Genomic DNA, 22,212 nt, shown 5'->3' on the forward strand with positions numbered 1-22,212 from the left:
GGGATGGAGAGCGCTCTGGGCGCCTACTGCCAGCCCTGCAGACCGGCGCCGTACGGGTAGAGCGGGTTCCCGTACGTCGTCGGCACGGTCTGCCCGGCGTCGATGTGCGCCCGGATGTCCGCCCGCTCGGCGGCCGTCGCTCCCAGGTCGTACGGGATGTTCCAGTCCTCGACGGCGTCGGCCTGGGTGTCCGTGCCGCCCGGCTTGAGGACCTGGTCGACGCTGCGCGGCAGCTGCCAGGGCAGTCGGCCCCGCGGCGTGTAGTCGCCGAACAGCAGGCTCGCCGTGGCGGGCCCGACCTCCTCGCCGCCCCGGTACGTCATCACGATGGCGTCGGCGATGCCGTTCCAGTCGGCGATGACGGTCGGCCGGGGCAGGTCCATCACCACGACCACCGGGATCCCCTGGTTGTGGAAGCTCTGGATGACGGCGAGCTGGTCGGCCGGCAGGTACGGCTGCTCCTTCACCCAGGCCGTCGCGTGGGTGTACGTCGGCTCACCGACGGCCACCACGGCCAGCTTGGGCGAGGGCCCGGTGTCCTGGTAGACGTTCACCCCGGCCGCGGACGCCCGCGCCCTGATGGCGTCGAGCAGCGTGAGCGAGCCGTACTCCTGGTGGAAGTAGCTCGTCCAGATGCAGCACGCCGTGCCGTCGGTGGCCCGCGGGCCCGCCACGACGATGTTGTCGCCGGCCTTCAGCTTGAGCGGCAGGACGCCGTTGTTCTTCAGCAGCGTGATCGACTCGCGGGCGGCCTGGTTGGCCAGGGCGACGTACGACGGCTGGTGGAACCGGTAGGGCCCGTTCACCGGGTCGCCGTACGGGTGGTCGAAGATCCCGAGCTGGAACTTCAGCCGCAGGATCCGCGTCACCGCGTCGTTGATCCGCGCGATCGGCACGCTGGAGACGAACGTCGCCATCGAGAACCCGGCCGTGCCCGGGTCGGCGCCACCCATGACGTCGGACCCGGCGTTCGCCGCGTTCACCCAGCCGCTGTACGGCAGCCAGTCGGTGGTGATCAGGCCGGTGTACCCGAGGTTGGTGCGCAGGTAGTCGAGGATCGGCTTGCTGTCGCCGGCACCCGGCCCGCCCGGGTCGAGGTAGGAGCTGCCCGCGTAGCCCGGCATGATGTTCACCGCGCCGGCCTCGATCGCGGCCCGGAACGGGATCATGTGGTACTTGATCGTCACCCCGTCGTAGGTGATTCCGGCCTCGCCTCCGGCGCCCTCGCCCGGCCAGTGCTTCACGGTCGCGAGGACCGAGCCGGGGTTGAGCTCCGGACCGCCCTGCAGGCCCGCGACCAGCGCCCTGACCTGCGCCGCCGCCACGTCGGCGTTCTCGCCGTTGCCCTCCTGGATGCGGGGGTAGAGCACCTTGGTGCCGACCTCCGCGAGGGGCCCGAGCACCCCGCGGGCGCCGACCTCCAGCTCCTCCCGCCGCTGCATGTCGCCGAGCCTGTAGTCGAGGGCGTAGTCCTTGCCCGCGGCCAGGGCGCTCTGCAGGGGGTAGGTGGTCTGGTAGCCGGCGATGGTGTCGCCCGCGGAGACCGGGGGGATGCCGAGCCGCGTTCCCGCCGCCCCGAGCAGGACCTTGTGCAGGTCGGCCGGGAGCGCCGGGCCGAAGTGCCAGCCCGACTGCGGGTACGTCTGGGCGACGTAGAACATCTGGTACGCCTTCTCCTCGGTGGTCATCCTGCCGAGGAGGTCGCTCACCCGGGTCTCGACCGGCTGCCGCCAGTCCTCGTACGGCTCGATGGTGCCGTTCTTGTTCAGGTCGCGGGCGCCGTCGACCACGTTCACGCCGTCGTCGACGGCCTCGATGTCGGGGATGTAGAGGCTGAACGTCCGGATGTTCGAGGTGGTCGTCGTGCCCGACCCGCTCACCGCGACCACGAACCACTTGTACGTCCACCGGTCGGAGACGTCCCACGTGGGCGTGTAGCTGGTGCCGGTGGGCTCGGCGACCTTCGTGTAGAGGTCGATGAGCCTGCCCGCGGCGGTGAAGTCGTAGTCGGTGCGGCTGATGTTGATCCACACCTCGTAGTGCGCCGCCCCCGGCACCGCCGCCCACGACAGCACGGGCCGCCGGGTGGTGGTGACCATCGCGTGGTCGGCGGGCGCCGACAGGGCGAACTGGCCGGTCGTCGCGGGCGCCTTCGCCGGCCGCGACAGCAGGGGCGCCGTCGAGGCCGAGGTGTCGATCGTGCCGAAGACCTGGAACTCCCACAGGGAGTAGCCGTAGCCGGTGGCCCGGGCCGTGCCGGCGAACCGCACGTACCGGCCCTTGCCGGAGACCTTCAGGTTCTCCACGCCGCCCTTGCCCGTGGTGGTCGTGTAGACGGGCGTCCAGGTCGTGCCGTTGTCGGACACGTCGACGTGGTAGCCGGTGGCGTAGGCGGACTCCCAGTTCAGCGTCAGGCCGGTGATCGTGGCGGCGCCGCCGAGGTCGACCTGGAGCCACTGGTTGTCGGTGTAGAGGCTCGACCAGCGGGTGGTGGTCCGCCCGTCGAGGGCCGCGGCGGGCGCGTTGCCGCCCTCGTACGAGGACGCCGTCACCTGCTTGTACGCCGAGATCGGGGTCGTCCCCGGAGGCGGCGGGCTGGTCGAGGGGGACGGCGTCGGCGTGGGCGAGGGGGTGCCGGTGACGTCGGTGGTGAAGACGGCGAACTCCCACAGGGAGTAGCCGTAGCCGGTGCCCCGGGCCGTGCCGTACACCCGCACGTAGCGGCCGGTGCCGCTGACCGTGAGCGTCTGCGTCCCGCCGGTCCCCGACGTGGTCGAGTACACCGGCGACCACGACGACCCGTCGGCGGACACCTGGACCTGGAACGCCTTCCCGTAGGCGGTCTCCCAGGTCAGCGCCACTTTGCAGACCGACTTCGCGGAGCCGAGGTCGACCTGAAGCCACTGCGGGTCGCTCGCCGCGCTCGACCAGCGGGTCCCGGCGTCGCCGTCGACGGCCGCCGAGGCGGGGGTGCCGGCGTTCTCCGTGGACGAGGCCGTGGCCGGGCGGTTGAGGGCGGCGTTGACGGCGCCGCATCCCGCGTCCGCGCCGGTCGTGCCGAAGACCTGGAACTCCCACAGGGAGTACCCGTAGCCGGTCGCCCGGGCCGTGCCGTACACGCGGACGTAGCGGCCGGTGCCGCTGACCGTGAGCGTCTGCGTCCCGCCGGTCCCCGACGTGGTCGAGTACACCGGCGACCACGACGACCCGTCGGCGGACACCTGGACCTGGAACGCCGTCGCGTACGCGGTCTCCCAGGTGAGCACGACCTGGGAGACGGACGCCGTGGTCCCGAGGTCGACCTGAAGCCACTGCGGGTCGCTCGCCGCGCTCGACCAGCGGGTTCCGGGGTTGCCGTCGACCGCGGCCGACGCGGGGGTGCCGGCGTTCTCGACCGACGAGGCGGTGGCGGGCTTGCCCTGGGACAGCAGCGTGGCCGCGGCGCTCGCGGGCGCCGTCTGCACGACGGCGACGCAGCCGACGAGCGCGAGCAGCAGGCCGATCGCGGCTCTCAGGGCCGGCGCGCGGCCAGGGGGTCGCGCGGGTGGGCGGGCAGGGGAACGCATGGAGCAACTCCTCTTCCAGGCGACACGTGGGGGGTGCGGGAGAGCGCTCTCCCGGTACTGTGATCGCGAGGAGGAGTGGTGTCAATACGCATTCACAAGATTTCGGAACAGCCTGTGCGGAGCGCAGTCGACTCGTCGTCCCGTCGCCGCAGGGCCCGCCCCAGCGCCGCCGCACAGCGGCCGCCACGGCTGTGCTCGCGCCCCGCGCCTGTCGCCCGAGCCCCCGGCGTGTACACCCTCCGCGGTGCGGGCCGGGTTCGCACCCGCCTGTCGCCCGGACCCCGGCCTGCGGGCCTCAGATGGTGTGGGGCGGGCCGGCGCCCGCCTGCCGCCTGGGCGCGGGCGGCTACTCGCGGCGGTCCTCCATCTCCCACACGTGGTCGATGACGTGCCAGGCGATGCGGCGGGCCGCGTAGCGGGCGGGCCAGCCGCCTTCGACGACGGGCCGCCCGTCGGAGGGCCGGCCGAGGACCCGCGCGATGTCCTCGCGCAGAGCCGTCAGACCGGCCTCGTCCGTGAACGGCTTGTGCCGCACCCCGATCTTCCTGGCGTACGCCCGCTCGGCCTCGACGACGTGCCTCACCATCTTGTCGCGGTCGCGGCCGCCGCCCCGCGGGCCCTTGCGCAACTCCTCCGGGGACGCGGCCGCCACCTCGGCGAACACCTCCCAGGCGGCGCGGACGAGCGCCGCGGCCCGGGCGGCCTCCTCGGCGCCCACCGGCAGCAGGTCCAGGGCGGCCACGCCGTTGGGAGCGCCGAAGTCGGTGGTGGAGTCGCCTTTCACCCGCTCGACCACGACCGGCTCGCCGGGCGCGAAGCCGAGCCCCGCCCGCTCGGCGACGACGCGGTAGCGGGGCGCGTAGTCGAGCAGCGCGCCGATCGCGTGCTCCTCGGACCTGCCGATGCGGCACCAGCCCGGCCACTCGACCGAGCACGCGAAGACCTTCTTGGGCCCGAGCTCAAGGTAGACGGGGAACGGCGGGGAAGACACGGAGGACACGGAGGACATGGCCGACAGCCTCCCATCCGTACCTGCCAGGTTCCGGCAGGTACCCCTCAGCCGACCAGGTCGACGAGATCGGCCACGGACTCCACGACCTGCGAGGGCCGGAACGGGTAGCGGTCGATCTGCTCCCGCTGCGTCACACCGGTCAGCACGAGGATGGTGTGCAGGCCGGCCTCGATGCCGCAGACGACGTCGGTGTCCATGCGGTCGCCGATCATCGCGGTGCTCTCGCTGTGCGCGTCGATCTGGTTGAGCGCGCTGCGCATCATCATCGGGTTGGGCTTGCCGATGAAGTACGGCTCGACGCCGGTCGCCTTCGTGATCATCGCGGCCACGGCGCCGCACGCGGGCAGCGAGCCCTCGGTCGACGGCCCGATCGGGTCGGGGTTGGTCGCGATGAACCGGGCGCCGTTGTCGATCAGCCGGATGGCCCGAGTGATCGAGGTGAAGCTGTAGGTGCGCGTCTCGCCGAGCACGACGTAGTCAGGGTCGAGGTCGGTCAGGACGTATCCGGCCTCGTGCAGCGCCGTGGTCAGCCCCGCCTCGCCGATGACGTACGCCGAGCCGTCGGGCCGCTGGTCGGCGAGGAACTTGGCGGTCGCGAGGGCCGAGGTCCAGATCGACTCGGGCGGCACCTCCAGCCCCGCCGCCCGAAGCCGGACCGACAGGTCGCGGGGTGTGTAGATCGAGTTGTTCGTGAGCACGAGGAACCGCTTCCCCGACTCGCGCAGCCTCTTGATGAACTGGTCGGCGCCCGGGACCGGCTGCCCCTCGTGGACCAGCACGCCGTCCATGTCGGACAGCCACGACTGGATCGGCTTTCGCTCGCTCATGGTCCAAGCATGGCAGGTGCGCGACGGCGGGGCACATCGCGGAGATCTCTCCCCACGAGCGGAAATATGCGGAACAGACCTCCGGTTGGTGACGTACATGAGCACGGACACCATCCGCGGCGTGCCGCGCGGGACGGCCGAGGCGCCGCTGTCGATTCTGGAGCTCGCCACCGTCGGCGAGGGCGTGACGCCCGGCGAGGCGCTGCGCGACGCGACCGAGCTGGCGAGGAGGGGCGAGCGGTGGGGCTACCACCGCCTCTGGGTCGCCGAGCACCACGGCATGCCGGGGGTGGCCAGTTCCTCCCCCGCCGTGCTGATCGCGCATCTGGCCGCGGCGACGAGCACCATCCGCGTCGGGTCGGGCGGCGTCATGCTGCCCAACCACGCGCCGCTGGTGATCGCCGAGCAGTTCGGCACGCTGCACGCGCTGCATCCAGGGCGGATCGACCTCGGGCTCGGCCGGGCCCCGGGCACCGACATGGCCACCGCCGGGGCGCTGCGCCGCCAGGCGGAGGTGGACCCGGACGACTTCCCGCAGCAGGTGGCGGAGCTGACCGGCTTCCTCGACGGCTCCTTCCCCGCCGGTCACCCCTACGCGTCCCTCCAGGCGACGCCGCGCGGGGACGACCGTCCCCCGATCTGGCTGCTGGGCTCCAGCGGCTTCAGCGCCCGGATGGCGGGGCTGCTCGGGCTGCCCTTCGCGTTCGCGCACCACTTCAGCGCGGCCAACACCGAGCCTGCCCTCGACCTGTACCGCTCCTCGTTCCGCCCGTCGGCCGTGCTCGACCGGCCGTACGCGCTGATCGGGGTGGCGGCGCTCGCGGCCGACACCGAGGAGGAGGCGCTGCGGCAGGCCATGCCGGGCGCGCTGTCGTGGCTGCGCATGCGGCTCGGCCGCCCGGGGCGGATGCCGACGCCGGAGGAGGCCGCCGCCTACCCGTACACGCCGATCGAGGAGGAGTTCGTCCGTGACCGCCTCTCCACGGTGGTGTACGGCGAGCCCGAGCGTGTCCGGGCCGGGCTGGAGGAGCTGCGCAAGCGCACCGGCGCCGACGAGCTCATGATCACCACCATGGTGCACGGCGGGGAGGCGCGCCTGCGCTCCTACGAGCTCGTCGCCCGCGCGTACGGCATGCTCGGCTGAGGCCCGGCCCGGAGCGGGGCGCCGCGGGCGGCCCGGCCACCCGCGGCGCCGGCCGGCGCCGCGGTACCGCCACGTCAGCCCGCGACCTCAGCCCGCGACGTCCAGCCCGGGGCGTCAGCCCGCGTCCGGGGCCAGGGCCTCCAGCGCCTCCTCGGCCCGCCGCAGGGACTCGCGGGGGTCCGCGGCGGTCTCCACGATCTCCGGATCGAAGTTGAGGTCGTGGAAGACCTCGGTCACGCCCTTGGCCTCCAGGTCCTCGACGTCCCGGCGGATCTTCTCGTAGGAGCCGGTCAGCGGGCCGCCGTCCTCGGCGCGGACCTTGGTGACGCCGCGCACCACGAACCGCAGGGCGTCCGCGTCGCGCCCGGCCTCGCGGGCCGCCTCCTTGACGATGGAGATCTGCTGGTGGATCTCGTCCAGGTTCGCCCGGCTTGAGCTGATCCAGCCGTCCGCGATGCGGCCGGCCCGTGCGAGGGCGACCGGAGCCGTGCCTCCGAGCAGGAGCGGCGGGAGCGTCGCCGGACGCGGGGCCAGGTGGGCGTGGGGGAACTCGTAGAACTCCCCCTTGTGCTCCACGGCGTCCTCCGTCCACAGCCGCCTGAGCAGCTCGACGTACTCCTCCGCGCGCCGGCCGCGGCGGCCCATGGGCACGCCCGACGCGGTGAACTCCTCCGGCAGCCAGCCCAGGCCGAGCCCGAGGTCGAGCCGGCCCGCCGAGACGTTCTGCAGCGTGCCGAGCTGCTTGGCCATGAGGGCCGGCGAGACGAACGGCAGGTTGAGCACGGCGATCCCGAGCCGGACCCGCTCGGTCAGCCCGGCCAGGTACGACAGCGTGACGACCGGGTCCTGGACGCTCCGGTAGGTCGGGCCCATCGCGTGCCCGACCGGGTAGAGCAGCCGCTGGAACGCCCAGACGCTGTCGTAGCCCAGGTCCTCGGCCCTGCGGGCGATCCGCTTCATGTTCTCCGGCGTGGCCCAGGAGCCGGAGACCGGTACGGCAAAGCCAATCCTCATATCGGCACCCTAGGCTGTCCCGTGTGATCCATCGCCACCCGTCCCCCCGTACGCGCTGACGGCCGTGCGCGCCGACGACCTCGCCCGGCTCGCCGGGCACCGCGGTCCGGCGACCGTGCTCAAGGACACCCGCGTGCTGGTCGTCCGCGCCGGCGACCTCGTGGTCAAGGCCCACCCTCCGGACACGGACGAGGGCGCCCTCCGGCTCCGGCTGGCGGCCGCCCGCGAGCTGTCCGGGATCATGCTCCCGCCGCTGGGCCTGGAACGGCTCGACGACAGGCTCGTCACGCTCTGGCCGGCCGGGGAGCCGCTGACGCCGGCCGACCTGGACGCGGGCGGCGCGCCGTGGGAGGCGGGCGGGCGGCTGCTCGCGCTGCTGCACACCCGGCCCGTCCCGCCGGGCCTGCCGCCCGCCGGGGGTCCGCCCCGGGTGCCGCGCGCTCTGGAGGACCTGGCCGCGTCCGGCGCCCCGGCCGAGGTCGCCGCGCCCATCCGGAAGGCGTACGCCACGCCGGCGCCGTTCCCGGAGGGCGCGCCGGACGGGCTGGCACACGGCGACTGGCACCTCGGCCAGATCGTCCGCCACCGGGGGGAATGGCTGCTCATCGACCCGGACGACCTGGGCGGCGGCGACCGGGCCTGGGACCTCGCCCGCCCGGCCGCCTGGTACGCGGCTGGCCTGCTCGACCCCGCCGACTGGAACCGGTTCCTGTCGGCCTACCTCGAGGCGGGCGGAACAGCCGTGTCCGCCGGCGATCCGTGGCGGGAACTCGACGCTCCCGCCCGGGCGTTGACGGTCCAACTGGCCGCGACGGCGGCGGCCGCGGCGGCCCGGGCGGGGGAACCACTCGACGAGGCGGCCGCGGCCCTCGTGTCCGCCTGCCGGCGGATCGCCGCGGCCGCCGAGGCGTCCATCTGATCCACACTGGACGCCGGCCCGAGACGTGGACCTGAGACAGGGAGAGTTGGATGGAGTGCCCCAAGTGCCGTGGCCGGATGCGGACGTTCGACCGCAACGGGGTTCACATCGAGCAGTGTGACAACTGCCGGGGGATCTTCCTCGACTACGGCGAACTGGAGACGCTCAGCCGGATGGAGGCCCAGTGGGCCCAGCAGCACTACGCTCCCCCGCCGCCCGCGCACGGCGGCCCGGCGTGGGGCGCGCCGCACCACGGCCACTACGGCCACCACCGCGGCCACAGCTGGGTCGGCATGCTGTTCTCCAGCTGAGCCGCACACACGTGAGATGAAGGCGGACGGGGAAGGGCCGTGACCTCCGGGTCGCGGCCCTTCCCCGGAGGCGCCGGCGTGTCCCGGGCGGCTCAGGAGGGGAAGTCGTCCGGGTCCACGTCGTCCACCTTGGCGTTGCCGCCCGCGGTGCGGTTGAGCGTCAGCCGCCAGTTGGTCCACCGGATCTGCGACCCGACCCGGCTGGTGTGGAAGCGCATCGTGTCGTCGAAGCGCTGGAAGGCGCAGTCGCGGGTGAAGACGCGGGCGGACCGGTCGTAGTCGGCGCCCGTCGTGAAGTAGACGTGGTACGTGCCGTCCCGGATGTTCCCGATCTTCGCGGTGGACTTCTTGCGAACGTAGAAGCTGAGCGCCTTGGTGCGGCCCCTGAGAAGGGTGACGACCCCGTCGCGCGGGTTGCCGTTCTTCACCGTGAGGCTCGCGTAGCCGCCGCGGACGGCCGACCTGAGGACGGCGCCGTTGCCGAGCCGGCGGGAGCGCTCGGCCGGCGGCTTCACCGTGACGATCCCGCCGCGGTAGTCGCCGCCGCCCGCGAGGTCGGCCCCCGCCTCCTTGAGCGCGGCGAACTCGTCCGAGGTGCCCAGCCGGGCGAGGACGGCGCGCCCGGTGCAGAGCGAGTGCCCGTCCACCGCGTCGCCCAGGGCGCCGAGCCTGTCGCCGACGCCCCGCAGCGCTGCGAGGTAGTCGGCGTGCTCCGGCCCGATGTCCGCGGGCGGCCGTACGCCGGAGAGCCGGCCGGCCCCGGCGCCGGCGGCGTCGCGGGCCCGCCCGATCCGCTGCTTCAGCGACCGGATCGTGCGGGCCTTCGCGATGTCGCCCACAGCCGTGCCGAAGGGCCCGCCCACGGCCTCCAGCGCGATCTCGTACGCCTCGGGCGTCAGCTCCGGAGGCGCCCCCGGCGACGCGGCGCCTCCGGAGACCGGGCCCCCGGAGACGGTGCCCCCGGAGACGGTGCCCCCGGAGACAGTGCCTTCGGAGACACGGCCTCCGGACGCGTCGCCGGCCGAGGACGGGTCGCCGCCCGGCGGGCGCCCGGCCCCGCCGGTGCAGGCGGCCAGCGCGAACGCCGCGGCGAGCAGGGCCGCGGGGATCCGGGGGGAGATCACCGCCCCACTGTCGACGGACCCGGATCGCCTGTCAACACGGCTCCGCCGCCCCGTCGCCGGCGGCGGCCGCGCCCTCGCGCAGCCCGTCCGGCTCGACGGTCAGCCACCGCGTCATCCCCACGGACTGCAGGAACGGCAGGTCGTGGCTCGCGACGACGAGCGCCCCCCGGTAGGCCGACAGGGCTTGCGAGAGCCGGGCGACGCTGGCCAGGTCGAGGTTGTTCGTGGGCTCGTCCAGCAGGAGCAGTTGCGGCGGGGGCTCGGCCGACAGCAGCGCCGCGAGCACCGCCCGGAACCGCTCGCCGCCGGACAGCGTCCCCGCCGGGCGGTCGGCCCGGTCTCCGCGGAACAGGAACCGGGCCAGGCGGGCCCTGATCGCGTTCACGGACGCCGAGGGCGCGAGCGCGCGGACGTTGTCGACCAGGCTGAGGTCGTCGTCGAGCACGTCGAGCCGCTGCGGCAGGTACCGCGCGGGCACCGCGAGCCGGACCGAGCCCTCCGCCGGCTCCAGCTCTCCCGTGATCGTGCGCAGCAGGGTCGTCTTGCCCGAGCCGTTCGGGCCGAGCAGCGCGATCCGCTCCGGGCCCCGGACGACGAGGTCCCCCGCCGGGCCGGCGACGGTGGCCAGCCCGTCGAGGACGAGGACGTCGCGCCCGGCGGGCACCTCGGTGCCGGGCAGCTCGACCCGGATCTCGGCCTCAACGCGGGCCGCCTCCTCGGCCTCGGCCAGCCGCTCCCGGGCCTCGGCCAGCCGCTCCTCGTGCGTGGCGCGGTGCTTGCCGGCCGACACCTGGGCCTGCCGCTTGCGCTCCTGCATGACGACCTTCGGCTCGCGCTTCTGGTCGTACATCTTCTGGCCGTACCGCTGCCGCCGGGCCAGCTTGACCTGGGCCTCGGCCAACTCCCTGCGCTGCCGCCGCAGGTCGCCCCCCGCCGTGCGGACCGCCCGCTCGGCCGCCTCGCGCTCCACGGCAAGCACCTCCTCGTACTCCCTCAGCGTGCCGCCGAACGTCCGGCGGGCGGGCAGGTCGGCGACCTGGTCGACCAGCTCCAGGAGAGCCCGGTCGTGGCTCACGACGACCAGGGTCCGCGTCCAGGACGCCACGGCGTCGTAGAGACGGCGCCGCGCGTCGAGGTCGAGGTTGTTGGTCGGCTCGTCGAGCAGCAGGACGTCCGGCTCGGCGAGGAACCGGGCGGCCAGCCCCACCATGACGGCCTGCCCGCCCGACAGCGTCGCGACGGTCCGGTCGAGGTCCACCCCCGCCAGACCGAGCCGGTCGAGCTCGGCGCGGGCCCGCTCCTCCACGTCCCACACGACGGCGTCGTAGGCGGCCTCGCTGACCTCGCCGCGCTCGATGGCGTGCAGCGCCTCACGGGCGGGCGTGACGCCGAGCAGGTCGGCCACCGTACGGCTCGCGCCGAGCGGCAGGTTCTGCGGGAGGTAGGCGACGCGTCCGGTCACGCTCACCAACCCGGCAGTGGGCCGCAGCTCGCCGGCGACGAGCCGCAGCAGGGTGGACTTGCCGGAGCCGTTGACCCCGATGAGGCCGGTGCGGCCGGCGCCGAACGCGAAGTCGAGGCCCTCGAAGACGGGCTCGCCGTCGGGCCAGGCGAATGACAGTCCGGCGCAGGCGACGGAATGGGACACGGAACCAGACATGGGCGGCTCCCCAAGGTGATCAGGCGGTACGGGACGGCACGCGTGACGCGTGCGAACACCTGGAGACACCGCGGGCACAGGGCCGCAGAAAAGGGAGTCGACGCCGGCCGCCGGGGCCACGCGAAGGATCCGCTGAGGTCGCTGCGCCGGACCGGCCTCGCGGGGACGGCGACGCGGTGTCGGACCTCAGAGCTCCAACGGACCCTCCGGGGGTGCGGCGGCAGGACGAGAGACGATGCTAGACAGCAGGCACGGCCGGCGCCACCGATTATTCGAGCCGTCCCCCGGGCGCGACCCGGCGCGACCGCGTGACCCGGCGCCACCCCGGACGCGGCCCCCCGACCGGGGCGCTTCCCCGCCGCGAACCTGGCGCTTCCCGGGGCGATCGGCGCGGTCCGATCGGGTGCGGCCCCGGCGTGCCCGTCGACCGGTCTCGGGATGAACTCCCAGGTCACGCCGGTGTTGCCGCGTCACAACGGCCCCGGAAAGTGACAAAGACCTACCCCGCTACATCGTCCCCGCCTCTTGCGGGTAAGGTAACCCTGTCCTAATTTAGGTAAGGCTTAGCGAGTGAAGGGCCTCCAGTGTTCGCGAGTTACCTCATCGGCCTGCGTGAGGGCCTGGAGGCGACGCTCGTCGTCTCCATCCTGGTGGCCTTCCTCGTGAAAAGCGACCGCCGCGACCGCCTGCCGCTCGTCTGGGCGGGCGTGGCCGTCGCGATCGCGCTGTCGGTCGGGTTCGGCGCGCTGCTCACGTTCACCGCCGCGCACCTCGACTCGCAGCAGCACGAGCTCTTCGACGCCGTCGCGTCGCTGGGCGCCACCGTCTTCGTCACGTTCATGGTGTTCTGGATGCGGACGGCGGCGCGGAAGATGTCCGGCGAGCTGCGGGCCAAGCTGAGCGAGGCCCTGGAGCTCGGCGCGACCGCCGTCGTGGTCGTCGCGTTCCTGTCGGTGGCCCGGGAGGGCCTGGAGGCGGCGCTGCTGTGGTTCGCCGCCGTCCAGGGAGCCACGACCACCGCGAGCCCGCTCACCGGCATCACGCTGGGGCTGCTGACCGCGGTGGCGCTGGGCTGGGGCCTGTACCGCAGCGCTCTGCGCATCAACCTCACGAAGTTCTTCACCTGGACCGGGCTGCTGCTGGTCCTGGTCGCCGCGGGCATCTTCAAGTACGGCGTGCACGACCTGCAGGAGTCGGGGGTGCTGCAGGGCCTCGGCACCCACGCATTCGACATCAGCGGCGTCCTCGACCCCGGCGCCTGGTACTCGATGGTGATCAGCGGCATGTTCAACATCACGGCCCAGCCCACCGTCCTGGAGACGGTCGCGTGGATGCTGTACGCGGTGCCCGTGCTCGTCCTGTTCCTGCGGCGGCCGGCGGCCAAGAAGCCCGCCGCCCCCAGCCCCACCTCCGCCCCCACCGCTTCCTGACCGGAGTCCCCCGCATGCGTACCCCCACCGTCATGGCCGCCGCCGTGCTCGCCCTCGCCGGCCTTGCCGGATGCTCGTCGAACGGCTCCGGCTCCGGCGCGGCGAGCGCCGGCGCGGCAGCCGGGAAGATCGCGGTCGCCGCCACCGACACCGAGTGCACGGTCGCGACCGGCCAGCTCGCCGCCGGCACCTCCACCTTCTCCGTCACCAACAACGGCAGCAAGGTCACCGAGTTCTACGTGTACGCCGCGGGTGACCGCGTGATGGGTGAGGTGGAGAACATCGTGCCGGGCCTCACCCGCGACATGGTCGTGGAGCTCCCGCCCGGCCTGTACGAGGCGACCTGCAAGCCCGGCATGATCGGCCGCGGCATCCGCAACCCCCTCAAGGTGAGCGGCGAGCACAAGCCGCTCGCGCAGAACGCGGAGCTCGCCGACGCCGTCGCGAGCTACAAGCGGTACGTCAAGAGCCAGTCGGACACCCTGCTCGTCAAGACCAAGGAGTTCGCCGAGGCCGTCAAGGCGGGCGACGTGGCCAAGGCCAAGGACCTCTACCCGGTCGCCCGCACGTACTGGGAGCGCATCGAGCCGGTGGCCGAGATCTTCGGCGACCTCGACCCCGCCATCGACGCCCGCGAGAACGACGTGGCCCAGGGCGAGGAGTGGACCGGCTACCACCGGATCGAGAAGGACCTGTGGGTCAAGAAGGACGTCGGCGCCGACGGCCCGATCGCCGACAAGCTGCTGGCCGACGTCACCACGATCGTGCAGAAGGCCAACGCCGCCGAGCTGTCCCCCGTGCTGCTGGCGAACGGCGCCAAGGGCCTGCTCGACGAGGTCGCCACCGGGAAGATCACCGGTGAGGAGGACCGCTACTCCCACACCGACCTGTGGGACTTCGACGCCAACCTGCAGGGGTCCAAGGCGGCCATCCAGTCGCTGCGCCCGGTGCTGGAGCAGCGCGACCCCGAGCTGGTCAAGACGCTGGACGACAAGTTCGCCGCCGCCGAGACCGCGCTGGAGGCCCACCGCCGCGGGGACGGGTGGCAGCTGCACGACGAGCTGTCCAAGGACCAGCTCAAGGCGCTGTCCGACGCGATCAACGCCCTCGCCGAGCCGATCAGCCGCGTCGCGTCGGTGATCGCGAAGTGAACGGGCGCACCGCACCCCGGGAAGGGGAGGAGCCGTCGTGAGCGGGATCAGCCGCAGAGGCCTGTTCGGTCTCGGCGTCGCCGGGGTGGCCGCGGTCGGGGCGGGCGCCGTCACCACCCGCGCGCTCGTCGACCAGCCGGTCGCCCACGCCTCCGACACGTCCGGCCCGGTCCCGTTCTACGGCTCCCACCAGGCCGGCATCACCACCCCGGCGCAGGACCGGCTCCACTTCGTCACGTTCGACGTGATCACCAAGGAGCGGGCCGAGCTGGCCGGGCTGCTCCAGGACTGGACGGCCGCGGCGGCGCGGATGACCCAGGGCAAGGACGCCGGGACCTTCGGCGCCGTCGGCGGCGACCCCGAGGCCCCGCCGGACGACACGGGCGAGGCGCTCGGGCTGCCCCCGTCCGGCCTGACCCTCACGATCGGCTTCGGGACGTCGCTGTTCGACGACCGGTTCGGCCTGGCCGACCGGCGGCCCCCCGTGCTGGCCGACCTGCCCGCCTTCCCGGGTGAGGACCTGCAGAAGGAGATCTCGGGCGGCGACCTGTGCGTGCAGGCGTGCGCCCATGACCCGCAGGTGGCGGTGCACGCCATCCGCAACCTGGCACGGATCGGGTTCGGGAAGGTCGCGGTGCGCTACTCCCAGCTCGGGTTCGGCCGCACGTCGTCCACGTCCCGGGCGCAGGCGACCCCGCGCAACCTCATGGGCTTCAAGGACGGCACGAACAACATGAAGCTCGAGGACACGGACATGCTGCGCGACTACCTGTGGGCCGCCCCCGGCGACGGGCCGTCCTGGATGGACGGCGGCAGCTACCTGGTCACCCGGAAGATCCGGATGCACGTCGAGACCTGGGACCGGGCCCCGCTGGCCGAGCAGCAGGCGATCTTCGGCCGTGACAAGGGGAAGGGGGCGCCGCTCACCGGGACGAACGAGTTCGACGCGCCCGACTTCGCCAAGACCGGTCCGGACGGCACGCCGGTCATCGCCGCCGACGCCCACGTGCGGCTCGCGCACCCCTCGTCGCACGGCGGCGCGCGGCTGCTGCGGCGCGGCTACAACTTCGTGGACGGCTCCGACGGGCTCGGGCGGCTCGACGCCGGCCTGTTCTTCATGGCCTACCAGCGCGACCCGCGCACGCAGTTCGTGCCGATCCAGAAGACGCTGTCGGCCAAGGACGCCCTGAACGAGTACATCAAGCACGTCTCCAGCGGCCTGTTCGCCTGCCCTCCGGGAGTGGTGGACGCCGGCGACTACTGGGGTCGGGCCCTTTTCGCATGAAATATCGGTGAACGACAGCTGAATTCCAAATACGTTTTCCTTTCGTCGCTCGCGTATTCCCGGCATATCTCATAATTCGGGGTGCGGGGCCTTCGGGCTACGGGAGCTCGCGAAGGAAACAGTGAATGAAGCGTTGGATCGGCGTCGGGCTGGCGCTGCTCCTCGGCGTGGCCGTCGTCGCGGCCGTGGTCCTGGGAAACCGCGGGAGCAGCGGCGGCGGGGGCGGCCCGGCCGCCCTCGTGACGGTCCGCGGCATGATCGGCTCGGAGAAGAAGCCGTTCTTCGACGACCCCGGCGTGCGGGCCGCGTTCGCCCGGCACGGGCTGCGGGTCGAGGTCGACACGGCCGGCTCGCGCGAGATCGCCACCTCGGTCGACCTGCGCAAATACGACTTCGCTTTCCCCTCAAGCGTGCCGGCGGCCGAGAAGATCAAGCAGGAGCGCGGCGCCACGCGGGTCTACTCGCCGTTCTACTCGCCGATGGCGATCGCCACGTTCCAGCCGATCGTCGACGTGCTGACCAAGGCCGGCGTGGTGCGGGACTCGGGCGGCGGCTACCAGGTCCTCGACCTCGGGAAGTTCCTGGGCCTGGTGGCCAAGGGCACCCGCTGGGACGCCCTGCCGGGCAACACGGCCTACCCGGCGCGCAAGCGGGTGCTGCTGACGACCACCGACATCCGCACGTCGAACTCGGCCGCCATGTACCTCGCCGCCACCAGCTACGTGGCGAACGACGACGACGTCGTCAGCTCGTCGGCGCAGGTCGCCACGGTGGCCCCGGTCGTCGCCCCGCTCTTCCTCGACCAGGGGTACTCCGAGTCGTCCAGCGAGGCGCCGTTCGAGGACTACCTCGCGATCGGCGCCGGCAAGACGCCGATGGTCGTGATCTACGAGGCGCAGTACGCGTCGCGGCTGTTCGCCGCCGACGGGGCGATCAGGCCGGACATGCGGCTCATCTACCCCTCTCCGACCGTGCTCAGCAAGCACACGCTGGTGCCGTTCACGGACAAGGCCGCGGAGGTGGGCCGGCTGCTGCAGGAGGACCCGGCGTTCGCCCGCCTGGAGGCGAAGTACGGCTTCCGCACGTCGGACCCCCGGGTCTTCGCCGGCCTCGTCGCGTCGTCGAAGGCGCCGATCCCGGCCGGCCTGGTCGACGTCGTCGAACCCCCGACGTACGAGCACCTCGAGCGGCTGATCTCGACGATCCAGCAGCGCTACCTGGCCGGCGCCAAGCCGTCGTCCTGAACCCGCCCCACGGGCGCCCCCACAAGGAGAACCGAACGGTGTCCAACGATCTGGTGCTGACCCCGCCCGCCCCCGTAGAGCCGGTGCCGGTCGAGAAGGCGTCCACCATGCTCCCGCTGCCCGACGAGCGGGGCGCCGAGCTCGCCCGCAGGGCGGCCGGCTTCGCCGAGGAGCTGTCGGGGCTCGACCCCCGGTCGCCGGAGTTCGGCAGGAAGGTGCACGACATCACGGCCATGGGCGACGCCGAGATCCGGGCGTCGGCCCAGGTGGCCAACCGGATGCTGAAGCGCCCGGTCGCGGCGCTGGCCGCGGCGAAGGGCGAGGCCGCGGACGGGCAGGCCCAGGTGGCCGGGCAACTGGTGGCCCTGCGCCGCACCATCGTCGACCTCGACCCGAAGCAGGCGACCGGCGGCACGAAGCGGCTGCTCGGGCTGATCCCGTTCGGCGACCGGCTGCGCGACTACTTCGCGAAGTACCAGAGCGCGCAGAAGCACATCGACGACATCATCCGGGCGCTGAAGTCGGGCCAGGACGAGCTGCGCAAGGACAACGCGGCGATCGAGGGCGAGAAGGCCAACCTCTGGGAGTCGATGACGAAGCTCCAGGAGTACGCGGTGCTCGCGGCGGCGCTCGACGCGGCGCTTGAGGAGCGCATCGCCACGATCGAGCTGACCGACGCGGAGAAGGCGACGGCGCTGAAGTCCGACGCGCTGTTCGGCGTCCGGCAGAAGCACCAGGACCTGCTGACCCAGCTCGCCGTCTCGGCGCAGGGCTACCTCGCGCTCGACCTGGTGCGCAAGAACAACCTGGAGCTGATCAAGGGGGTGGACCGCGCCACCACCACGACGGTCGCGGCGCTGCGCACGGCCGTCACGGTGGCGCAGGCGCTGGCCAACCAGAAGCTGGTCCTCGACCAGATCTCGGCGCTGACCACCACCACCTCCGACCTGATCCTCGCGACCAGCGAGATGCTCCGGACGCAGGCGGGCCAGATCCAGACGCAGGCCGCCTCCACCTCCGTGAGCATGGAGGCGCTGAGCAAGGCCTTCGACAACATCTACTCGACGATGGACATGATCGACGGCTTCAAGGCCAAGGCCGTCGAGAACATGGCCGTGACGGTCGACAGCCTCACGGCCGAGCTCGACCACGCCCGCACGTTCCTGGAGCGGGCCCGCCGCGGCGACGAGGCCGTCTCGTCATGAGGCCCGGCACGAGACTCACAAGGCATGTCACAAGGCGGGTCACGAGGCGGGTCACCGCGGCGGCCGCCGCGGCCCTGCTGCTGCTTCCCCTCGCGGCCTGCGGCGGCTCCGGCGGCGAAGCGGAGGGGGACGCGCCCGACGTGCTGCGCGTCCTCGCCGGCAGCGAGGTCAAGGACCTGGAGCCGCTGCTCGCCAAGGCGGCCGGCGCCGTCGGCGTCAAGGTCCGGCTGAGCTACGCCGGGACGCTCGACGGCGCCGAGGAGGTCGCGAACGGCGGCGCCGACGGCCGCTACGACGCCACCTGGTTCTCCTCCAACCGCTACCTGTCGCTCATCGACGGCGCGTCGGCGAAGCTGTCCACCCAGACCAAGGTGATGGTCTCCCCCGTCGTGCTCGGCCTGAGACGCGCCAAGGCGCACGAGCTGGGCTGGGACACCCGCCGTGTGACCTGGGCGGACATCGCGACCGCCGCGGGACAGCACCGGTTCACCTTCGGCATGACGAACCCCGCGTCGTCCAACTCGGGCTTCTCCGCGCTGGTGGGGGTGACGGCGGCGCTGTCGGACGCCGGCGAGGCGCTCGACAAGAGCCAGATCGAGTCGGTGACGCCGCAGCTCACCCGGTTCTTCTCGGCCCAGACGCTCACCGCGGGCTCCTCCGGCTGGCTCGCCGACGCGTACGCCCGGCAGGGCGGCTCCGGCGGCTCCGGCGGCTCCGGCGGCTCGGTGGACGGGCTGATCAACTACGAGTCGGTGCTGCTCGGGCTGGCGGGCAGGCTCAAGGAGCCGCTCACGCTCGTCTATCCCAGCGACGGCGTGGTCACCGCCGACTACCCCCTCACGCTGCTCGCCTCCTCTCCCAAGAAGGAGCTGTACGGGAAGCTGGCGGCCTGGCTGCGCACCCCCGCCGTGCAGCGAGAGATCATGACGACGACCAACCGGCGGCCCATCGTCCCCGAGGTGCGGCCCGACCAGAGGTTCGGCGACGCCCAGCTCCTGGAGCTGCCCTTCCCCAACCGGCGCAGCGCGGCCGACGAGCTGATCAGCGCGTACCTCAACCAGGTCCGCCGGCCGTCGCGCACGCTGTTCGTGCTCGACACCTCCGGCTCGATGGAGGGTGAGCGCATCGACGCCCTCAAGCAGGCGCTCGCCGCGCTGACCGGGGCCGATACCTCCGTGTCCGGGCAGTTCTCCCGCTTCCGCAACCGGGAGACGGTGACGCTGCTGCCGTTCAGCTCCGCCCCCGCCACGCCGCAGACGTTCACCGTGCCCGACAGGGACGCCACCGGCGTGCTCGGCCGGATCCGCGCGTACGGCGACGCCCTGCACGCGTTCGGCGGCACCGCCATCTACGACAGCCTCCGGTCGGCGTACGAGACCCTCGCGGGGGAGCGGTCGAACGACGACTTCACCTCCGTGGTGCTGATGACGGACGGCGAGAACACCGACGGCTCCTCCTACGACGACTTCGCGGCCTACTACCGGACGGCGCGCCGCAAGGTTCCGACGTTCGTCGTGCTGTTCGGCGACAGCGATGTCGGCGAGATGCGGCAGGTCGCCCAGCTCACCGGCGGCGCCGCGTTCGACGCCAGGACGGGCTCGCTCGCGTCGGCGTTCAAGGAGATCCGTGGCTACCAGTGACCGGATGCTCGCCTACCTGGGGTCGACGCGCAACATCGTTGGCTCGGTCTTGGCGCTCGTGGGCCTCGGGCTGCACTTTATCGGGCTCGCCGGGTCGCTGTGGCCGGTCGTCGTGGCCGGTCTCTACGGCGTCGGCGCGCTGCTGACGCCGCCCGACCGGGTGCGGCTGACGATCTCGCACGCCGAGGTCGAGACCCGGCGGCTGCGGGAGGACCTCGACGCGCTGGTGGCGAAGGTGACCCCGCCGCGCTTCCCGGAGGACGTGGTGGCCAGGGTCGGCGAGCTCGCCGCCATGCTGCGCGACGTGCTGGCCCGGGCCGAGGTGCTCACCGCCTCCCCCGACCAGCTCCACGTCGTCTCCCAGGCCGTCCGCGACTACCTGCCGACGAGCCTGGAGGCGTACGCCAACCTCCCCCGGTCGTACGCCCTGACCCGGCGGGCCGAGCGGGAGCGCAGCGCGCACGAGGAGCTGATGACGCAGCTCGGCCTGCTGGAGACGGGCCTCGGCAGGATCGCCGAGGCCGTCTACCAGGGGGACGAGCAGGCCCTCCGGGACCAGGGCCGGTTCCTGCGGGACCGCTTCGGCGGCTCCTCCCTCGACCTGTGACCCGGCCGGCGGGCCATGGGACCGGCGCTCAGAGGCGGGACTCGTAGACCGCGCGGGCCTTCTCGACGAGGTCGAGGTGGTCGCGCAGCTGGGCGCGGGTGCGCAGCCGGGCCCGGGCGCGGATCAGCTCGTCGAGCAGGTCCAGCCAGCGCAGGCACCAGCGGACGTCCTCGCGCCGGGCCACCTGGCGGCCGTCCACGTCGAGATGGACCGGGCTGGTGTGGGCGAAGGCGTCCCGCAGCGGGGAGCGGGCCGACCTCCCGCCGGTCGCCACGGCCACCACGTACGTCGCCTCGTCGGCCGTGAGCGTCGCCCGCAGCTCGCCGCCGGGTCCCTCCGCCAGCGGGCCGTCGGCCGTGCGCAGCTCCAGCCGCTCGACCTCGGGCCCGGCCGACCGGGCGACCAGCGTGACCCGGTCGCCGCGCCGCAGGTCCAGGGTCTCCCCGGGCCCCCGGCCGTCCACCTCCAGCTCCAGCCACGGGCCCGTGGTGACGAAGGTGCGGCCCCGCCGCAGGGCCCGCGCGTACGACTCCCCGGTCAGCGGCCCCTCCGGGCGGGCGTAGACGCGCTCCCAGCCGGGCGGGCTGGAGACCGTGTCCTGCCGCGTGAAGGACAGCATCGTGTCGGTCCCGGCCAGCGCGGCGAGGCGGTTCCCCGCACCGAGCAGCCGCCGGTAGACCTCGACCGTGCCCGGTGTGGCCGACATGTCCGAGAAGTGGAGCAGCTCCACGCCGTCCACCAGTCCGAGCGCGGCGTCCACCACCAGGGCGCGGGCCGTGCAGTTCCGCTCGCCGTCCGCCATGAGGTCCTCGGGTGTGGCGACCGGGCCGTGGAACGGGTGGGCGTAGCCGAGGACGGCCTGGGGCTCGCGCAGCTCGCCGCAGACCGCGCCGTTCGGCGGCCAGTCGGCGTCCCCGGCGAAGCCGGTGTGGTAGACCCGCGGCGGGGCGGCCACACCGAAGGCGTGGACGTGGCCGAGCAGGTCGTTGCGGTACTCCACGCCCATCCGGGCCAGATGGGAGGCGTCCGACCAGGGCAGGTCCCGCCCCGCCCAGTGGCGCAGCGCCTCCACGTCGTAGACCCGCTCTCCCGCGACGTTGCCCGCGACGAGGTTGAGCACGTGCAGGTCCTCCCCGAGCTGGGCCGCCGCGGCCTCGGCGGGCGCGGCCACCAGGTCGCCCGCCCAGTTCATGTGGACGTGCAGGTCGGCGCCGTACCAGCCGCGCGCCGCGGCGTCGTACAGCCGCCGGGGGGCGAGCTCGACCAACGTCTCCTCCCCCGCGGCGGGCACGACGACGGTCTCGGCCGTGCCGTACTCCATGCCGCGCGCGACCCGGACCGTGACCGGCTCGGCCGGCACGTCGAGCACGAGGTCGTCGCCGTGGAAGAACGGCGCGTCGGAGTTGTCGCGCCGCTCCGGGACGCCGGGCGGGTACCAGCCCTGGCCGCCCTCCGACACCACCGTCCAGCGGCACGGGAACCCGGCCCGCACCCGCAGCCGGGCCGCCTCCGCCGGTCGCGTGAGTGGCCGCAGGTCGACCGCGCGCCCGCCGGCCGTCACGGCCGAGCCGGTCGTCGCCTCCAGCAGGCGCGCCCCGCCCGGCGGGACCTCGTGGGCCACGCCGTCCACGACGACCTCGACGGGCGCGTCGCGCGAGGAGTCGGCCAGCAGCGTGAGCGCGACCCGCCCGGGCGACAGCAGCGCCAGCGCCGGGCCGTGGTCCAGCCGGTGGCCTCCCGGCGTCAGCCGCAGGACGGCCAGACCCCGGGGCACCTCGCCGCCCAGCGCGTCGCGGAACGCCGCGTCCAGGTCCGCGTCCGGCCCGGCCTCCATCCTCCTGGCGTGATTGGGAAACCGCAGGTAGGACATCATCCGCACGTATCCCAGCGGCGGCTCGCCCCAGGTCGGCCCGTGCTCGGCGAGCAGCGCGCGGTAGTCGCGCAGGGCCCGCCCAACGGGCGGCGGCACCATCGGATCATGACGCATCGCAGGTCCCCCTTGTGGTCCGGCGTCTCCGGGCGTCTCGCCGGAGAGCGCGGCCATCGTCACACGCGGGTATCCAGCGGAAACGT

General features: G+C 73.3%; 17 protein-coding genes. 10 read left to right on the forward strand and 7 right to left on the reverse strand.

Going from position 1 to position 22,212, the window contains the following annotated elements:
- Positions 1–23 precede the first annotated feature (23 nt).
- The 3 genes from MPTA5024_RS43220 to MPTA5024_RS04575 all read right to left on the reverse strand — a co-directional run bounded on the left by MPTA5024_RS43220 (position 24) and on the right by MPTA5024_RS04575 (position 5,405).
- Complete coding sequence (locus MPTA5024_RS43220) at positions 24–3,566, reverse strand: discoidin domain-containing protein (RefSeq protein ID WP_084369413.1); 3,543 nt, start codon at positions 3,564–3,566, stop codon at positions 24–26.
- A gap of 346 nt (positions 3,567–3,912) precedes the next feature.
- Positions 3,913–4,575 carry a hypothetical protein gene (locus MPTA5024_RS04570; protein ID WP_051457700.1) on the reverse strand — a complete coding sequence of 221 codons (663 nt, stop codon included), beginning with the start codon at positions 4,573–4,575 and terminating at the stop codon, positions 3,913–3,915.
- A 47-nt stretch (positions 4,576–4,622) separates the two neighbouring features.
- Positions 4,623–5,405, reverse strand: coding sequence for an HAD-IIA family hydrolase (locus MPTA5024_RS04575; protein WP_036320152.1), 783 nt, complete (start codon positions 5,403–5,405; stop codon positions 4,623–4,625).
- Between the two features lie 97 nt (positions 5,406–5,502).
- Between MPTA5024_RS04575 and MPTA5024_RS04580 the strand changes: the two genes are divergently transcribed.
- On the forward strand, positions 5,503–6,549 hold the full coding sequence (locus MPTA5024_RS04580; RefSeq protein WP_036323169.1) for an LLM class flavin-dependent oxidoreductase: 1,047 nt from the start codon (positions 5,503–5,505) through the stop codon (positions 6,547–6,549).
- 114 nt (positions 6,550–6,663) lie between these two features.
- Here the strand turns inward: MPTA5024_RS04580 and MPTA5024_RS04585 are convergent, their stop codons facing one another.
- Entirely contained in the window at positions 6,664–7,563 is a 900-nt protein-coding gene (locus tag MPTA5024_RS04585; protein WP_036320155.1) for an LLM class F420-dependent oxidoreductase, read from the reverse strand.
- A 64-nt stretch (positions 7,564–7,627) separates the two neighbouring features.
- On the opposite strand from MPTA5024_RS04585, the gene MPTA5024_RS04590 reads away from it, so the two are divergent.
- Both MPTA5024_RS04590 and MPTA5024_RS04595 read left to right on the forward strand, forming a co-directional pair.
- Complete coding sequence (locus tag MPTA5024_RS04590; RefSeq protein WP_036320157.1) at positions 7,628–8,482, forward strand: hypothetical protein; 855 nt, start codon at positions 7,628–7,630, stop codon at positions 8,480–8,482.
- 50 nt (positions 8,483–8,532) lie between these two features.
- Positions 8,533–8,793 carry a TFIIB-type zinc ribbon-containing protein gene (locus MPTA5024_RS04595; RefSeq protein WP_084369415.1) on the forward strand — a complete coding sequence of 87 codons (261 nt, stop codon included), beginning with the start codon at positions 8,533–8,535 and terminating at the stop codon, positions 8,791–8,793.
- Positions 8,794–8,885: 92 nt separating this feature from the next.
- On the opposite strand, the gene MPTA5024_RS04600 is transcribed toward MPTA5024_RS04595, so the two are convergent.
- Together MPTA5024_RS04600 and MPTA5024_RS04605 are read right to left on the reverse strand one after the other, a co-directional pair.
- Positions 8,886–9,917 carry a hypothetical protein gene (locus MPTA5024_RS04600; RefSeq protein WP_036320163.1) on the reverse strand — a complete coding sequence of 344 codons (1,032 nt, stop codon included), beginning with the start codon at positions 9,915–9,917 and terminating at the stop codon, positions 8,886–8,888.
- Between the two features lie 31 nt (positions 9,918–9,948).
- On the reverse strand, positions 9,949–11,577 hold the full coding sequence (locus MPTA5024_RS04605; protein ID WP_157099288.1) for an ABC-F family ATP-binding cassette domain-containing protein: 1,629 nt from the start codon (positions 11,575–11,577) through the stop codon (positions 9,949–9,951).
- A gap of 584 nt (positions 11,578–12,161) precedes the next feature.
- Between MPTA5024_RS04605 and efeU the strand changes: the two genes are divergently transcribed.
- From efeU to MPTA5024_RS04640, 7 genes are all read left to right on the forward strand, one after another.
- Complete coding sequence (efeU, locus tag MPTA5024_RS04610) at positions 12,162–13,007, forward strand: iron uptake transporter permease EfeU (RefSeq protein ID WP_036320167.1); 846 nt, start codon at positions 12,162–12,164, stop codon at positions 13,005–13,007.
- Between the two features lie 14 nt (positions 13,008–13,021).
- Positions 13,022–14,158, forward strand: a complete 1,137-nt coding sequence (gene efeO / locus MPTA5024_RS04615) for an iron uptake system protein EfeO (protein WP_036320170.1) — start codon at positions 13,022–13,024, stop codon at positions 14,156–14,158.
- A 37-nt stretch (positions 14,159–14,195) separates the two neighbouring features.
- Positions 14,196–15,443, forward strand: coding sequence for an iron uptake transporter deferrochelatase/peroxidase subunit (efeB, locus tag MPTA5024_RS04620; RefSeq protein WP_051457701.1), 1,248 nt, complete (start codon positions 14,196–14,198; stop codon positions 15,441–15,443).
- A gap of 125 nt (positions 15,444–15,568) precedes the next feature.
- On the forward strand, positions 15,569–16,687 hold the full coding sequence (locus tag MPTA5024_RS04625; protein ID WP_036320173.1) for a hypothetical protein: 1,119 nt from the start codon (positions 15,569–15,571) through the stop codon (positions 16,685–16,687).
- Positions 16,688–16,725: 38 nt separating this feature from the next.
- Complete coding sequence (locus tag MPTA5024_RS04630) at positions 16,726–17,892, forward strand: toxic anion resistance protein (RefSeq protein WP_036320176.1); 1,167 nt, start codon at positions 16,726–16,728, stop codon at positions 17,890–17,892.
- Positions 17,889–19,532, forward strand: coding sequence for a vWA domain-containing protein (locus MPTA5024_RS04635; RefSeq protein WP_051457702.1), 1,644 nt, complete (start codon positions 17,889–17,891; stop codon positions 19,530–19,532). Before MPTA5024_RS04630 ends, MPTA5024_RS04635 begins: the two co-directional genes overlap by 4 nt.
- The gene (locus tag MPTA5024_RS04640) at positions 19,519–20,139 is read left to right on the forward strand and encodes a hypothetical protein (protein ID WP_198166946.1); all 621 of its coding nucleotides are present in this window, start codon (positions 19,519–19,521) and stop codon (positions 20,137–20,139) included. The genes MPTA5024_RS04635 and MPTA5024_RS04640 overlap by 14 nt, the downstream gene beginning before the upstream one ends.
- A 28-nt stretch (positions 20,140–20,167) precedes the next feature.
- Here MPTA5024_RS04640 and MPTA5024_RS04645 read toward each other — a convergent pair whose 3' ends face one another.
- A complete protein-coding gene (locus MPTA5024_RS04645) occupies positions 20,168–22,126 on the reverse strand; it encodes a CehA/McbA family metallohydrolase (RefSeq protein WP_036320181.1) in 1,959 nt (652 codons plus the stop codon).
- Positions 22,127–22,212 lie beyond the last annotated feature (86 nt).

This window comes from Microbispora sp. ATCC PTA-5024 (assembly GCF_000511135.2).
GTDB classification, from domain to species: domain Bacteria; phylum Actinomycetota; class Actinomycetes; order Streptosporangiales; family Streptosporangiaceae; genus Microbispora; species Microbispora corallina.